The organism is Streptomyces lydicus, from assembly GCF_004125265.1.
In the GTDB taxonomy this organism is placed as follows: Bacteria; Actinomycetota; Actinomycetes; order Streptomycetales; family Streptomycetaceae; genus Streptomyces; species Streptomyces lydicus_C.
Genome location: NZ_RDTE01000003.1, coordinates 1 through 15,460 on the forward strand (window position 1 = coordinate 1; position 15,460 = coordinate 15,460).

Below are 15,460 nucleotides of genomic sequence, written 5' to 3' on the forward strand. Positions count from 1 at the left end.
TGCGCGGGCAGCGGCTCGGGGCGCTGCAGGCGGCGCTGCTGCACACGATGGCGCAGCACCGGCTGCAGACGTGCATCACGTTCCATCACCGGACGATAGAGGCCGCGGCGTACGCGGAGGGTCTGGAGCGGGTGGCCAAGCGGCTGTACGCGGACCAGCCGGAGAAGTACCCGGCGAAGGTCTGGGCGGACTGGCTGTGCGGCGAGCACGTCCCGGAGCGCCGGCGGGGCGTGCTGGGTGAGTTCGGGTCGACCGCCCGGCGCGCGGTGTTGTCGAACTGCAGGGTGTTGGGTGAGGGCGTGGACATCCGGGCCGTGGACTCCGTCGCGATCTTGGACCCCAAGGGCGCGCCGCACGACATCGTGCAGGCCATTGGGCGCGCTCTGCGGCAGAAGCCGGGGAAGGGAAATTGGCCTCTTTGATCGTGCCGGTATTTCTCCAGCCGGGGGAAAAGCCGGAGACATGTTCACCTCGGGATCGTACCGGCCTTTGGTGAAGGTATTGGAGGGTCTGCGGGCTCACGATGAAGAGGCCGTGGAATTGCTGGCCATCCCGCAGGAGCCGCAGAAGGACGTTGCGCAGCCGTCCCAGTACATCGGATCGAAGCCGGAGGATGATGAGGAAGAAACTCGTCTGCTGCTCCGCTTTGCCGCTCCGCGGGACCCGGTGATGGTCGCGGACTGGGTCAGCTTCAATGTGATCGACATCGAGCGGCAGGACTGGGGGCGCGGGTGGGCGAAGCTCAAGGCGTTCACGGAGCGTGAGCATCACGCCCGGGTTCCGTACGAGCACCGGGAGGGCGCGTTTCCGCTGGGGACCTGGGTGGCGGAGCAGCGACGGGCCTTCGGCGCCGGGCAGATGACCGGCAAGCGGGCGGAGCGGCTGGAGAAGCTGGGCATGGTCTGGTCGATCGCGGACGAGCGGTTCGAGGAGAACCTGGCGGCGGCGCGGGTGTACTTCGAGGAGCACTGGACGTTGTGTGCTCCGAGGTCCGCCGTGGCCCTGGACCGGCAGGTGGGGAGTTGGTTGTCCAATTTGCGGCGGCCTGGTGCGCTGGAGGGTCGTCCGGAGTGGGAGGCGGCGCTGCGGGCGATCGACGAGGACTGGAACGTGGAGTGGTCGGCGGAGTGGCAGCGGCGTTACGCGGCGGTGCGGGAGATGGTGTCTGAGGAGAGCCAGAGTGCCCTGGCCTACGTGGAGCCCGGGGTCACGGTGCACGGGATGGACGTCGGCCGGTGGCTGGCGAAGCAGCGTCAGCACGACGTTTGGCGGGGGCTGATGGACGGGCAGCGCGAGCGCCTGGAGCGGCTCGGCGTCCGGCCGCTGCCCGCACCGGAGCCGGAGGCGCCCGGGAAGGGGCCCACGGTGGCCCTGAGCGCCTTTGAGCGGGGCGTTGCGGCCCTGGCGCAGTACAAGGCCCGCACGGGGTCTGTGACGGTCTCCAGGAGGCACGTAGAGCGGCTGGAGGACGGGACGGAGGTCAAGCTCGGGGTGTTTTTGTCTAACAGCAAGACCCGCCGCGCCAAGCTCACCGCTGACAAGCTGGCCGCGCTCTCCGCGCTCGGGCTGGAGTGGGCGGCATGAGCACCGAGCAGCCCGACGAACCGCCCGTGCGCTGGCGGGGCCTGATGCCCCTCCGGTTCCCCTCCCCTCCGAAGGAGGGGAGGCCTGTCCTGTCCGACGAAGAGCTTGAGGCCCTCGTCGTGCGCGCCACGCGAGTCCGGCGGGCCGGCGAGCTGGCGCGCACTCTGCAGCGTCGTCCCAAGGCGGAACTGCTGCGCATGGCCGAGGAGGCTGGCCTGCATCACGACTCCCCGCACACGTGGCGCAAGGCCGAGATCGCGGCTGCGCTCGCGGACCTTGCCCACCCCGCCCGCCCCGAGGAGGAGATTGGATGAGTACCGAGCAGCTCGGTGTGGACGACATCGCTGGGGAGCTCAGGCGACAGCGGCTTCCCAGGCTGATGCCCGGCGGGGAAGCGGCCCGGGAGTAGGGGCGGTTTTCTCAGGGCGGCGAGAAGGTCGTGGGCGAGGCCGGTCTCGCTGGTGGTGCCTGGGCCCGGGTGCAGAGTGATCCGGCCGGACGGCGGATGGTGGGCGGCCAGGGCGGTGTGGGTGTGGATGACGTCGTCATCGCGGTCGATGACCATGATGACGGACGGCGGCCGCGCGGCGAGAAGCATGACGGTGTGGTGGTCAGCCAAGGCGGCTGAAGGCCCAGCGCAGCAGTTCCTGATCCACGCGGGGACGGCCGGTGCGTGCCAGGGCGGTGCGGGTGTGTGCGGTCAGCTGGGCCCAGGCGCGGAAGTTGCCGTGTGCGGCGTGGCTGTCGGCGAAGGTGATGTCGTCGGGATCGGCATCGGCCCAGATCGGGTGGAACAGCGGGATGACGTCAAGGACCTCGTCGGGGGTGAGGCGGGTGAAATGCTGCCAGATGAAGATGCGGGAAGAGAGCATCGGTTCGCGGCGCAGCACGGTGTGGCAGCCCTCACCGCCGACGAAGATGATCGCCAGCTGGGTGGAGGGCTCGTCCCACAGGTAGCGGAAGTACTCGAAGGCCTCCCCGTTGAGCCACTGTGCTTCGTCGACGAGGAAAGTACGGGGGCGCTCGGCCAGAGCGGTCTTCAGCAGACGGTCGAATTCGCTGGGGTGGCGCGGCGGCTCGCCGGCCAGATCGAGCGCGGTGAACAGCTCGTAGCGCACCGCTCGGGCGGTGGGACGGGCCCGGAAGGTGATCTTGCGGACGTCCTCGCCCGGCTCGAGTGCACGCAAGCAGGTGTTGACGGCGAGCGTCTTACCGAAGCCGGCACCGCCGTGGATACACATCATCGCGCGGGCGGCGACCGTATCGCCGATGTTCTCCCGCGCGGTGAGCAGGGCGCGGGTGGTGACCACGGAGGCGTCGGGCAGGTCGACGTACTGGTAGGTGGCCGCGGTCACGAGGCATCTCCGTCTTCAGTGGTCTGAGCGGTCGATCCGGGTACACGCCCGGGGGCAGGTTCGGATGGGACGGGAGCAGGCCGGCCGGGCGCGGTCCGGGTGACGAGGGATGGCGGGGTGCGCCAGTCGGCTGGAGGCGCGGCGGGCGGGATGAGGTCCGGCATCGCCAGATCGGACAGGTCAGTGCCGGCGGCCTGGGCGAGCTCGGCCTCGGCCTGCGCGGTGGTCAGGGTGCCGAGCCGCTGGGGGGCCTCGGGCTGGTTCACGGCTGCGTAGCGCTCGCGCTGTGAACCCTCCAGGTCCTTCTTCAGGCGGCGGGCGCGGGCGGCCCGTGCCCGCCGTACAGCACTGACCTGTTCCTCGGTGGCCTGGTCGGCCAGGTCCGCGGGACCGAGGTAGCGGCCGGTGGCCGCGTGGTAGACCTCGATGCGGTGGTCGTGGTGGGGCATGAAGCGGATCCGGACCTGGATCCCGGACTGACCGGTCATCCACGGCCCCGCATAGTCACGTTTCCTGAAGCGGATGCCGCGGGTCGTCAGCGTGCGGGTGCCGGCGTCCTCCAGGGTGAACGTCCACAGATCCGCCGCGGCCACGTCCCGTAGCGGGGTGGGATCGTCCTGCCACGCCTCAAGCGGGGTCCTGCCCCGCAACGGCGCGGGCTGGTGTTCGGTGTTCCACCACAGCATCCAGGCGAGCAGACGGGCAGTGAAGTCCTCGAAGCCGAGCAGCACCTCGTCCTTCGGGCGGGAAGAGCGTTTTCCGGGTCGCGGCAGGCGGGCGTAGCCGGGCAGCGCGGCCAGGAACATGCTCTCCACTGCCCGGTTCAGCCCCTCCACAGTGCCCTTGAGGTGCGGGGTGTAGGCGGGCAGGTCCTCCACCGTCACGTCCAGCAGATCGAACGCGGCGGTCACCGTCCGGGACAGGAAGTCCTTGCCGCGGTCGACACGTACCTTCTCCGGCAAGCCGCCGAACGGGCCGTAGGGGTCCTCCCGCAAGACCGCGGAGCGCAGCGCGGCCAGCACCGACTCCCGCGACGGATGCACCGGCGTCACCGCGGCACCGGTGATCGCGTTGGTGGCGCAGTCGGTGAACCAGGTGATCCACGGCCTGCGAGCCCTGCCCTCGACGTCGACCAGCACTGGGGCCTGCATGTGGTCGGTCTCCCACACCTGGTTCCGCCAGCCCCGCGGCCGGGCCAGAAACACATCGTGCTTACGAGCCGCCCGCTCACCACCCGCGAGCCCGGCCCGCTCCCCCGGCGACAGATCACGGCGGATCGCCCGGTGCAGCGTCGTCAGCGACGGCGCGTCGGCAGGCGGGGACTGCCGAGCGGCACGCAGGACCAGCTCGCGATGAACCGCCCTCACGTTCCCCTTCCACAACGCCAACAGTCCACGGACTTCGGGCGTGATCGTGAACCTCGCATCGGCCCGGGACCGTGCGCCGGGGTAGGCGGCCGCGGTCTCATCACTCTGAGCGGCAGCCAGCCAGCGCCACACCGTGCGCTCCGACACTCCCAGCGCGTCTGCGGCCACCCGCACGTGCCCTGCTGTCAGCGTCTTCCCTGCCCGCAGTGTGAGCAGCCGCCGCACGGCCGGACCGCGCAGCGCCGTCCTCGACGCCGCAGGCAGTCCGCCGCCTGCGCGGACCGCGTCACCGTCCTCCATGCCAGCTCCCCTCACCCGGGCGGGACATCGTGTGCTTGCCGGTGGCCGGGAGCAGGTAGTCGCCCTCCCATCCGTGCGGGAGCGCTCCCGTCACAGCGGCGGCGCGACCCGCTGGAACAGCCGCCTCAGCAAGGCCCGGTCGGTGGCTGCCTCAGCGGTGGTGAGCAGCGCGTTCTGCAGGTGCGCGGTCAAAGCGGCCCACGTGCGGAATGTGCCGTGCGCGCACGACTGGTCGATCCACCTCAGGTCCGGGGCCGGGACGGTGCGCCACAGTGGATGGAAGCCGGTCACCACGGTCGCCACTTCCGCTCCGGTCAGGCGTGGAACCTCCTGCCACGCACCGATCCGCGATGCCAGCTGCGGCAGCCGGGACAGCGCCCTCTCGCTGCCCGCTCCGCACAGCACCAGCGTGACCCGCGTATCGGGGTGGTCCCACAGGCTCTGCAGGTACTCCAGGCACGGCACGGGCAGGCGCTGCGCCTCATCGACCACCAGCACCCGCGCCTCGCCCAGAGCCCCCGCCACCGCGGCGTCGACCAGCGCAGAGGTGTGCGGGAAGCGGCCCGGCAGCGCCAGAGCGTCGAACACCGCCCGCCGCATGCCGGCCACCGACGGGCGCACCGGCACCGGCACCCACGTCACCTTCCAGCCCGGAGGCACTTCGTGGAGCGCCATCCGCACGGCGACGGTCTTGCCTCGGCCCGGGTCACCGAACACACACACCGCGCCCTGAACCGCCATCGCCTGCCCGACCGCCTCGGCCACCGCCCGCACCGACGACGTCCGCACCAGCCGCGCTCCCGCCGGCAACACCACACCCACCAACACACCGCTCTCCCCCACCGGCACTGCGGACGCCGCCGTCGACTTGGAGCGCGGTGGCCGGCGCGCAGCTACCTCCGCCGCACCACCCTCACGCGGCCCAGCCAGAGCAAGGTCAGCCAGCGCCTGCCGCGTTCGCCGCTCCTCCCGCTCCCGCCGCACCACCGCACGGTCCGGCAGAACCCTGCCGGCCTGAAGGTCCCGGTGCACCACCCGGTACAACGACGCCAGCGAAGGCACCTCTCCCGCGGCCTCCTTCAGGTGCCGGTGCAGCACCGCCACGTTCCCGCCCGCCTGCGCCAGCACCTCCCACGCCTGGTCGGACAGCTCCAGCCGGGACCGCGGCCTGCGCTCCACGCGGCCGTCCGTGCGCGCCGCATCCAGCCAGCGCCACACCGTGCGGACACTCACCCCAGCGACCTGGGCGCCCGCACGCACGTGGGCCGTCGCCAACGCCCCGGCCGCATCGAGTTCCAGCAGCCGCGCAACCAGCACCGGTCTGGACACCCTCAGCCCCGCCGTCACCTCACCCCACACGCCCGGCTCCCCCACCGAATGACCTCCCGCCGCAGACATCAACGCCCACCACGGTGCAGCCGCGCAGCCCTCGGAAGGATCAGAAGTACCGTTCTCGAGACAGCAACACGGGGCGGGGTGTACCACCCCATGACAGCCGTGGCCGTCGTATGCACCGCCCCACGACAGTGACCATGCCCTTCCTCAACACCCGACCAGCGACAACGCACCGGTCTGACATACCGTCACTGACGCCCATCCGCTGACACCAACCCGGCACATCGCAGCGTGGTACTTCCAGGCGTTGTAGTGGGTGCAGCACATGCCCTTGCAGTGGCGGGGACGCACGCACTGCACGCCGCCACGGGTGATTGAGCACCGGGCCGTCACCATGCCGCGGGCGCTTCGCTCGCGCACCGGCTGGTGGGTCACGGCGAACTCGTCCGTCTCCAGGTCGGAGTCCTTCAGATGCTCGGCGCACAGCGAGCAGAAGATGTTGCGGCTGTTGACGATGAGATCGCAGTGCCGGGTCCGGCAGGTAGAGGAGGAGGTACGCGGGTCGTCGAGGTCGCCGGTGAACAGCCAGTGCCGTATGTCCCACTCCCCCGCCCGCCAGCCCGGGTCGATGCGGTCCTGAAGCCAGGCACTCCAAGCCCCGGTGTCCCAGGCGATGTGGTCCGGCGCGCCTGCGGGCGCCGGCACACGAAGCTCCAGGCTCATGAGTGCTCCCGCAGGGCCTGGACGCGTTCGACGGCCTGGCGGGTCTCGCTGTCGTCGACATGCCGGTAGCGCTCCATCGACAGCGGTGAGGCATGCCCCAGCAGGCGCTGGACCACATCGCGGTCCACACCGCCTCGCAGCCAGGCTGTGGCGGCGGAGTGGCGCAGCATGTGAGGGCGGAAGGGGTGGGTGGCGGCGCGGGCCAGGCGGTCAAAGAGGTCCTTGGCGTTGGGATAGGACATTGCGCGTCCAAGGGGCGCGCGGAAAAGATTGACGAACACCATCTCGCTGTCGGCCGCCGGGCCGACGGTGTCGCGTTCGTACTGGTAGTCGGCGTAGGGGGCGACCAGGTCGGCGGTGACCGGGACGGTGCGGGAGCGGCGGGACTTGGCCAGCGCGCCGTTGGGATTGTCCGTGCGGCGGTGAACGTGAAGATGCGGGCCGTCGGTGCCGCAGCCCAGCAGGCGGGACGAGGCCAGCAGGTGCATGTCGCCGCGGCGCAGCCCCAGCGCCTCGCCGATCCGCAGCCCGGTACACGCCAGCAGCGCGATCAGGAACCGGTCCCGGGCCCGCCCCGCCAGAGCGATCATCGCGGCGATCTGCTCCAGGCTGAGGTCCTGATAGCCCGGATCGGTCAGCGCGAAGCGGAACGCGGCCGCCGCCACGGTCCGCAGCTGGCCCGCCTCGCCCGGGTCGTAGCCCGGGGGCAGATGGAACAGTTGCTTCGGCTCTGACAGCATCGCCACCGTCTGCGGCGTGACCCAGCCGTGCACGGCGCCGAACCGGAGGAAGCTGCTGACCACGGTCATCACCGCGTTCGCCGTCCCGGGCGAGCGGAACTGCGGCTCGAGCGGCGGCCGCCGGCGAGAACGCGGTGCGAGAGGCTCGGAGATCAGCCACCGCTGCAGGCCTGCGAGCTCCAGAAGACGCGGAGCAGCCCAGTCGACGCCCCGGTCCTGGCAGTAGTTCAGGTAAAGAGCCACACGGCCCGCGTAAGCACGCTCGGTGTTCGGCGAACACCCCCGCGACCGCAGCGAGGCCAGGTAGGCCGTGGCTTGCGGGTGCAGGACGTAGGTGCCGGCATCGACCACCACCCACCGCACCCCACCATCGGCAGAGATCGACCGGAACGCGAGGAACTGAGGAGACACGTGCCGAACGTAACCGCCACCCGGATCGCCGGTGCTGGGCTTCCTGGAACACTCCTCCACCCCAGATCGGAGCGCGTACCCTACGTGCCCCACACCCTGGGCGCCCCCAGATAAACAAGGACCCTGGAGTCGACGTGGCAGCCCTGGCCAGGTCCCGGCGCCTACGACCGACAGCACCCGCCACGGCGGACGCCAGGCTCTGGCCTGCGGCAGTGGGACAAAGCATCCTCGGTTCACAGCGCCGCGAGGGCGAAGGTCAGCAGCGCCAGTGACAGGGTGGCGCTGCCCGCGAAGGCTACGGCGCCTCGCAGCAGGGCGGCAGCGTAGGTGGCTCCGTCGATGCGAGCAAGCAGGCCGGCCGCTGCTCCTACGAGGGTGCAGAAGAGCGCGACGACTGCCAGCAGCAGGACCAGGAGCATCAGGTGGATGGGTGAGGTGTTCATGACTTCTTCCCGGGACGGTCGACAACGGTGACTCCGGGAAATTTCGCGGCTTTCGTGTTCACCGGGGTTCAGGGCGAACGAAGATGAACGAAGGCGGTCGTCCGGGGACGGAGAAGCAGGACATGGGGGACGTGCACGAGGATCCATTGGCGGAACTCGCGCTGAAGCTGCGCACCCTCAGGGCGCAGCGGGGTCTGCAGATGGGCGGGTTGCAGCAGCGGACAGGGCTGGGGCGGACAACGGTCAGCCAGGCGCTGAACGGTCAAGTGGTGCCCACCGAGGCCACGCTGGCGGCCCTGGCGAAGGCGCTGGGTACGGATGTGGAGCCGCTGCTGGCCCTTCGCGAAGCCGCCGCGCGCCTACCCCAGGTGCGCGAGTCCTTGCCCAGGCACGTTTCCCGCAAGTCAGTGCGCCCGAGAGCACCGCTTTCGTTCGAGGAGCGGTACCTCAGCTATGTGGCGGAACGGCATTCCCAACTGACCGTCGTAGGGCTGGACCTAAGTCGGCCGGAACGGGCGCGCTGGCCGCTGGACGCGGCGTATTTGAGTTTGGAGTTGGCGGAGCGACCGGACAGCTGGCCTGCAGACAGTGAGGAAGCGGACCGGCCATCAGTCGTGGTGAAGCGTGCCGAGCACGCGTTGGCCAACTGCCGACGTGTTCTTCTGCGAGGGCTCGCTGGCAGTGGGAAGACAACGCTGCTGCAATGGCTGGCTGTCGCCACGGCGCGCGATGAGCTGCCAGAGGAACTGGCGGACTGGCGGGGGCAGATTCCGTTCGTCCTGCCGTTGCGGACGCTGGTGCGGCGCGGGCCCCTTCCGGAGCCGCATCATTTCCTTACCGCGGTCGGTGCCCCCCTGGCTGCCTCGCAGCCTGAGGGCTGGGCCGATCACGTACTCGCCAGAGGCGGGGCACTTGTCCTGGTCGACGGCATCGACGAGGTGCCACAGGAACATCGGAGTGCCACGCGGGACTGGCTCGAGCGACTCTTGGCCGCATATAGAGACGCACGTTTCGTGGTCACCACGCGACCGTCAGCTGTTCCCGAAGGATGGCTGGCCTCATCGCGCTTCACCGAGCTGTCGGTGAGGCCCATGAGCGCCCCCGACATCGGAGTCTTCGTCGGCCGGTGGCATAGTGCCGCCAGGCAGAATGCGGCGACTGATGCCGAACGGTCACAGTTGCACGATCTCGAAGCAGCGCTTCAGGTGACAGTGCGTGCTCAGCGTGACCTGGCGCAGTTGTCTAGTACGCCCCTGATGTGTGCGTTGATCTGCGCGCTGCACCGGGACCGCCGCGGCCATCTGCCGCACAGCCGAATGGAACTCTACGAGGCAGCGCTGTCGATGCTGCTCGTGCGCCGCGACCTCGAGCGCAGCATCGACGTGCCGGAAGGCATTCAGCTCACGGAACACCAGAGCATCCAGCTACTGCAGCGCCTCGCCTACTGGCTTATCCGCAACCGTCAGACCGAGACGGACTTGGGTACCGCGCTGGCGCTAGTCAGTGATGCGCTGCCGGCTATGCGGGCCGTGGCTGAGCAGGGCACCGCAGATCAGGTTCTGGCCCACCTAGTCGGCCGCAGCGGACTCCTACGCCAGCCCACCATGGACACCATCGACTTCGTACACCGCACCTTCCAGGACTACCTCGGGGCCAAAGCGGCCATCGAAGCCCACGACTTTCCGCTGCTGGTCAACAATGCCCACGACGACCAATGGGAAGACGTCATCCGCATGGCTGTCGCCCATGCCCGCCCGGCCGAGAGTGCCGACCTTCTGCGCCGTCTCATTTCACGCGGTGACGCTGATAACGAGCACCGGCCTCGGCTTCACCTCTTGGCGGCCGCCAGCCTGTACTACGCCACCGAAATCGAGCCCGATGTCCGCAACCTGGTCGAACAGCACGCACGCGCTCTGATGCCTCCCCGGTCCCAGGAGGAAGCGGACACACTCGTCGCGCTTGGGCCGGGCATCCTGGATCTGTTGCCGGGGCCCCACGGCCTGGAAAGCGATGAAGTAGACCCGGTCGTAAGGACTGCCGCCGCCATCGGTAGCGACCAGGCTTACGCGTTCCTCCAACGCTTCGTGCAGTCGTTGCCTAATTCCTCGGTGAGCTACGAACTGCTCGATGGTTGGGAACACTTTGATGCTGACCAGTACGCCCAGGACATCCTGCTCCCCTTCAGGGAGCATCTACCTCTGGCCGTGCAGACCCAAAATCAAAGAAACGCTCTACGCCTCCTAAAACCCATCACCGACATCTCCTTCAGAGGAACGTTCACTGAAGACGAGATCATCGAGCATCTCTCCCCCGAGCACACGGAAAGACTGCAGATTTACTCCGGCCAACTACTCCGAGATCTGAAATTTGTCCGAAGGTTCACCGCCCTAAAAGAACTCGCCCTATCTGAATGCATACAGCTCAGCCATATCGACGACGTTACGGGGATGCGTCTACCAAATCTGAGACTGATTAACCTCCCGGACAATTTCTCGTTCAACGCCCTGGCTTCACTGCCCGAACTCACCGAACTCGCTCTCTACACCCGCCTACCGTGGGAGAATCTGGGAGAGTTGCCTGCACCATCAAACTTGATCTCACTCCGCCTAGCCGGGTGGATCAACACCCGCCTGGCGGGCATCTCTAAGTGGGAGCAACTTCAAGAACTCGTGATCAACGCAGCACCCACGCCTGCAGAGTGGCGAGAAATTTCCGCACTGCCGAACCTGACCAAACTCTACATTTCGGAATACGACCTCGCACAGGCCACCCCAGCGCCAGGAGTAACTTACCTCCAGTTGTCGCCCATCGATGCAGATACACAATTGGAGTGGGTGCCGGAAATCTTCCCCAATCTAGAGGATGTTTTTATCAACTGCCGCTCGTCACTGCCTGACATCACCGATGTCACCCCCCTAAAACGGATCAAGAAGCTGCAAATCTCTTTGACTTTCGCGAACCAGGTCGTCGGTCTAGATCAATTCCCCCCAGGTACGGTCCACCTCTACCCACGCCCCCGGACACACGACACCTGAGCCACCCCAGCCTGGTTTCACGCGTAGCGCCCGCTCTCGAGCATACGCATCAGGCTGCTGGACCTATGCACACATGGCGCCTGCCAGTACACTTCCCGCAATCCAGAACAAACGTCGCTTACACCGTCTTCACCTCTAGATAATCGACATCCGGGCCGTGGACTCGGTGGCGTTGCTGGACCCGAAGGGCGCGCCGCATGACATCGTGCAGGCTATTGGGCGCGCTTTGCGGCAGAATCCGGGGGAAGGGAAATTGGCCTCTCTGATTGTGCCGGTATTTCTCCGGCCGGGGGAAGTGCCGGAGGATATGTTCACCTCGGGGTCGTACCGTCCTTTGGTGAGGGTATTGGAGGGTCTGCGGGCTCACGATGAAGAGGCCGTGGAATTGTTGGCCATCCCGCAGGAGCCCCAGAAGGACATTGCGCAGCCTTCCGAGTACATCGGCGCTGCGCCCGGCGATAATGAGGAAGAGACCCGGATGCTGCTTCGTTTTGCGGCTCCGCGTGACCCGGTGATGGTCGCGGACTGGGTCAGCTTCAACGTGATCGACACGGAGCGACAGGACTGGGCGCGCGGCTGGGCGAAGCTCAAGGAGTACGTCGAGCGGGTCGGGAACGCGAGGGTGCCGTACGGACACCGGGAGGGAGCGACACCCCTTGGGCAGTGGGTGGCGGAGCAGCGGCGGGCGTACGGGGCGGGGGAGATGAGCGGGCAGCGCGCGCAGCGGCTGGAGCGGCTCGGCATGGTGTGGTCGGTGGCGGATGAGCGGTTCCAGGAGAACTTGGCGGCGGCGCGGGTGTACTTCGAGGAGCACTGGACGTTGTGTGCTCCGAGGTCCGCGACCGCGTTGGACCGGCAGGTGGGGAGTTGTTTGTCCAATTTGCGGCGGCCTGGTGCGCTGGAGGGTCGTCCGGAGTGGGAGGCGGCGCTGCGGGCGATCGACGAGGACTGGAACGTGGAGTGGTCGGCGGAGTGGCAGCGGCGTTACGCGGCGGTGCGGGAGATGGTGTCTGAGGAGAGCCAGAGTGCCCTGGCCTACGTGGAGCCCGGGGTCACGGTGCACGGGATGGACGTCGGCCGGTGGCTGGCGAAGCAGCGTCAGCACGACGTTTGGCGGGGGCTGATGGACGGGCAGCGCGAGCGCCTGGAGCGGCTCGGCGTCCGGCCGCTGCCCGCACCGGAGCCGGAGGCGCCCGGGAAGGGGCCCACGGTGGCCCTGAGCGCCTTTGAGCGGGGCGTTGCGGCCCTGGCGCAGTACAAGAGAAGGGGCGCCGCGCGAAGCTCACCGTCGACAAACTCGCCGCGCTCGCCGCGCTGGGATTGGAATGGGCGCGGGAAGGTTAAGAAGTGGGATAAGTTTTTGGCTAATCGGTATTGGGTCTTGACGTGAAGGTACAGGGAAATGGCCTCTGAGGAAGAGCTGTTCGCGTCCGTCGACGCTCTGTTGAACGAGGAGCCGCGCCTCCCGCCTCCGGCAGAGCGTGCCCGACTACGTAAGGCCGCCGGCATCACACAGGCCCGCCTCTCGACCGCGTTGAAGACGACGACCCAGTCAGTGAAGAACTGGGAGAACGGCCGGAGCGAGCCGAAGTCGCCGCGCCTGGAGGCGTACCAGCGGCTGCTGAAGGGGTGGGCGGCGAAGTACCCGCACAGCGCCCCTGCCTCCCAGGCCCCGGCCACCGCACAGGAGCCGGAGGCGCCCGAGACGTTCACCGGACCGGCCGCCTCCGAGTCGGAGGCGACTGCCGCCGCACCAATTCAGGCTCCGACCGCGCCCGAGCGCCCTACCCGTCCGGCCGCGCTGCCGGCCACGTCGCGGCGCCCGGCAGCGAAGAAGGCGGCGAAGCCCGCCGTCGACCCGCGCTTCCCGCACGGGCCGCTCGCCGTCCTGGACGGCGACGGCTCTGCGTACGGCGTGGACGGCATCGTGCTCGACTGCCCGGTCACGACGGTGCCGGAGCTGGTCGAGTGGACCCTCAAGGAGTCCGGCCTCGGTGCCGCGAAGCTCAACCGCTACGGCAAGAACTCCGACCCGCTGATCGTGCTCACGGCCGCGGCCGCGGTGAAGCTGGGGCTGCCGGAGCGCTTGGAAGGCCACGAGCAGCGCCGTTCCCTGCGCCTGCCCGAGGACCACCCGGTCGTCAAGCAGGTGGCGAAGGCGAAGTGGCAGCTCACCCAGCGGGGTTTCGGCCCGTGGGCGCGCATCTACCGCAAGGCCCAGGGGCGCGAGCGGCAGTGCGTGCAGCTCGCGATCCTGTCGTGGGACGCCCTCGATGAGCGGTCCTGGCCCGGCGTCGCGGACATGGCGCCGGCCGACATCGCCCGCGTCCTCGGTGTCTACGCCCAGCGGGTCATCACCCCGCGCGGCTCCACCGCTGTCTCCGGCCTGGAGCTGATGACGGCGCTGCGCCCGCCCACGAAGGCCGTGCAGGACCCGGAGACCGGGAACTGGGTTTCCGGCCACAACCCTGGCTCGCTGGGCACGGAGCCGATGGACCCCGCGCCGCCGGAGGCCACCCCGGAGCACCCGGTCGTCGTGCAGTCTGGCTGGACCGGCGGCTTCCTCAACGAAGAGGCGTACCAGTGGGTGCGGCCGGTGGACACGCTCACCGATGAGGAGTGCATGCTGCCCTTCGCGGTCGGCCTGGACCTCAACACCGCCTTCCTCGCCGCCGCGGCCCGCCTGGTCGTCGGCCTGTCCGCCCCGGACCACTTCCACGCACCGAAGTTCAACCCGAAGATCCCCGGGAGCTGGCTGGTTGACCTGAGCCACATCGAGCTGGACCCGCGCCTGCCCTCGCCGTTCACCCCGGACGGCAGCCGGCCGACGGGCCCGGCCTGGTACCAGACGCACACCGTCGCCTACGCCCAGGAGCTCGGCTACGACGTGCACCCGATCGAGGCGTACCTGCGCCGCGAGACCGGCGCCTACCTCGACCCGTGGCACGACCGGCTCAAGACGGCGTACGTCGACACCCTCGCTGACCTCGGCGTCACCCGGGACCTGGACGACCGCGCCTTCCTCGCCGCGATGGAACAGCACAAGCAGGCCGACCCAGCCTTGGCCGCCGTCCTCTCGGCCATCAAGGCCACGGTCAAGGGCGGTGTCGGCAAGCTCAGGGAGCGCCCGCAGGGCAGGCACTACAAGGAGGGGGAGCGGTGGCCGGCCCTGGAGCGGCCGACCTGGCGGCCCGACATCCGGGCCGCCGTCATCAGCAAGGCCCGGGTCAACATGCACCGCAAGCTGCTGAACATGTCCCGGATGACGGGCCTGTTCCCGCTCGCCGTGCTGTCCGACTGCGTCGTCTATCCCTCGCCGGGAGAGAGCCCGCTGGACTTCCTGCCGTACGCCGCCAGCGGCAAGCCGCAGCCCGGCGGGTTCCGCCTCGGGCCCACGCCCGGCCTGGCGAAGCTGGAGGGCGTCCAGTCGATGCTGTGGGCGGTCGACCTGATGGAGAAGGACCTCAACCCGGCCCGCCACATCAAGGGCGGCGACGCCGTCCTGGACGAAGGGGAGTAACCGATGGGGAAGATCGAGGACGCCATCGAGCGGGCCGACCAGGAGAGCTTCACCCGCCAGCCGCCCAAGACGCTGAAAGGACAGATCAGTTATCTGATCCGACAGTTGGGCAGCGCGAAGGCCGTCGCGCAGGAGATCGGTGTCACCGCCGACTCCGTCAACCGCTACCGCCGCGGCGCGCGTAAGCACGCCCGCGCTGACGTCGCCGCGAAGATCGACGACGGGGTACGGCAGCGGTGGCAGCCACAGGTCCGCAGGCGCCGGCAGCGGCAAGCTGCCACCGCGACCGGGATCACCGTGGAGACGAGGGCCCGGTTCGGGTACACGGCACCGGTCGGTACAACCGACGACGGAAGATTCCGCCGCCTGACCGTGCATCTCCCTCCGGCCTACGCACAACGCCTGTTCGACGCCCGCGACACAGGCGCCAGCGACCAGGAGATGCGTGGGATCGTTGCCGAGGGATTCAAAGAGATCTACTTCCAAGACGGCGGAGGCCGCGCCGCAGGACTCTCCGACGTCACCCTCAACGACATCGACTACCTCGACCTCGACTACTGACCTGACGCCGGCAGCGGGCCCGGCACCTGCTCGTCTGAGCCGAAGCACGATAGTTGTCACGAGCGACGGGATGGGCGGAGAGCTGT

12 protein-coding genes and 2 pseudogenes are annotated in these 15,460 nt (G+C 68.8%); 8 read left to right on the forward strand and 6 right to left on the reverse strand.

Annotated features, from left to right (window positions below; all coding sequences use genetic code 11):
* The 4 genes from D9V36_RS42960 to D9V36_RS41355 form a co-directional block, all read left to right on the forward strand.
* Nucleotides 1-422: helicase-related protein (locus D9V36_RS42960; RefSeq protein WP_431357636.1), on the forward strand; the 422-nt coding region annotated here is incomplete at its 5' end.
* 70 nt (nucleotides 423-492) lie between these two features.
* The gene (locus D9V36_RS02850; RefSeq protein ID WP_431357637.1) at nucleotides 493-1,584 is read left to right on the forward strand and encodes a helicase associated domain-containing protein; all 1,092 of its coding nucleotides are present in this window, start codon (nucleotides 493-495) and stop codon (nucleotides 1,582-1,584) included.
* Entirely contained in the window at nucleotides 1,581-1,898 is a 318-nt protein-coding gene (locus D9V36_RS40640) for a hypothetical protein (protein ID WP_164992841.1), read from the forward strand. Before D9V36_RS02850 ends, D9V36_RS40640 begins: the two co-directional genes overlap by 4 nt.
* Before the next feature lie 125 nt (nucleotides 1,899-2,023).
* Entirely contained in the window at nucleotides 2,024-2,212 is a 189-nt protein-coding gene (locus D9V36_RS41355; protein ID WP_206739584.1) for a hypothetical protein, read from the forward strand.
* On the opposite strand, the gene D9V36_RS02860 is transcribed toward D9V36_RS41355, so the two are convergent.
* The 6 genes and pseudogenes from D9V36_RS02860 to D9V36_RS40645 all read right to left on the reverse strand — a co-directional run bounded on the left by D9V36_RS02860 (nucleotide 2,196) and on the right by D9V36_RS40645 (nucleotide 8,258).
* Complete coding sequence (locus D9V36_RS02860; protein WP_206739585.1) at nucleotides 2,196-2,939, reverse strand: ATP-binding protein; 744 nt, start codon at nucleotides 2,937-2,939, stop codon at nucleotides 2,196-2,198. The two genes, D9V36_RS41355 and D9V36_RS02860, sit on opposite strands and share 17 nt — an antisense overlap.
* Before the next feature lie 85 nt (nucleotides 2,940-3,024).
* A pseudogene (locus tag D9V36_RS02865) lies at nucleotides 3,025-4,531 on the reverse strand (Mu transposase C-terminal domain-containing protein); the annotation flags it as partial.
* Between the two features lie 165 nt (nucleotides 4,532-4,696).
* The gene (locus D9V36_RS02870) at nucleotides 4,697-5,935 is read right to left on the reverse strand and encodes an ATP-binding protein (RefSeq protein WP_241720669.1); all 1,239 of its coding nucleotides are present in this window, start codon (nucleotides 5,933-5,935) and stop codon (nucleotides 4,697-4,699) included.
* Nucleotides 5,936-6,148: 213 nt separating this feature from the next.
* Nucleotides 6,149-6,664, reverse strand: a complete 516-nt coding sequence (locus tag D9V36_RS02875; RefSeq protein ID WP_129292351.1) for a hypothetical protein — start codon at nucleotides 6,662-6,664, stop codon at nucleotides 6,149-6,151.
* Complete coding sequence (locus tag D9V36_RS02880) at nucleotides 6,661-7,815, reverse strand: tyrosine-type recombinase/integrase (protein ID WP_241720670.1); 1,155 nt, start codon at nucleotides 7,813-7,815, stop codon at nucleotides 6,661-6,663. Before D9V36_RS02880 ends, D9V36_RS02875 begins: the two co-directional genes overlap by 4 nt.
* A 233-nt stretch (nucleotides 7,816-8,048) precedes the next feature.
* Entirely contained in the window at nucleotides 8,049-8,258 is a 210-nt protein-coding gene (locus D9V36_RS40645; RefSeq protein WP_164992858.1) for a hypothetical protein, read from the reverse strand.
* An 83-nt stretch (nucleotides 8,259-8,341) separates the two neighbouring features.
* On the opposite strand from D9V36_RS40645, the gene D9V36_RS02890 reads away from it, so the two are divergent.
* From D9V36_RS02890 to tpg, 4 genes and pseudogenes are all read left to right on the forward strand, one after another.
* Complete coding sequence (locus tag D9V36_RS02890; RefSeq protein ID WP_241720671.1) at nucleotides 8,342-11,293, forward strand: NACHT domain-containing protein; 2,952 nt, start codon at nucleotides 8,342-8,344, stop codon at nucleotides 11,291-11,293.
* A gap of 142 nt (nucleotides 11,294-11,435) precedes the next feature.
* Nucleotides 11,436-12,637: pseudogene (locus D9V36_RS02895) on the forward strand (Helicase associated domain protein); the annotation flags it as partial.
* A gap of 58 nt (nucleotides 12,638-12,695) precedes the next feature.
* Nucleotides 12,696-14,813 (forward strand): telomere-associated protein Tap, encoded by a 2,118-nt coding sequence (tap, locus tag D9V36_RS02900; RefSeq protein ID WP_129292352.1) that lies wholly within the window; start codon nucleotides 12,696-12,698, stop codon nucleotides 14,811-14,813.
* A 3-nt stretch (nucleotides 14,814-14,816) separates the two neighbouring features.
* Nucleotides 14,817-15,374, forward strand: a complete 558-nt coding sequence (gene tpg, locus D9V36_RS02905) for a telomere-protecting terminal protein Tpg (protein WP_129292353.1) — start codon at nucleotides 14,817-14,819, stop codon at nucleotides 15,372-15,374.
* Nucleotides 15,375-15,460 lie beyond the last annotated feature (86 nt).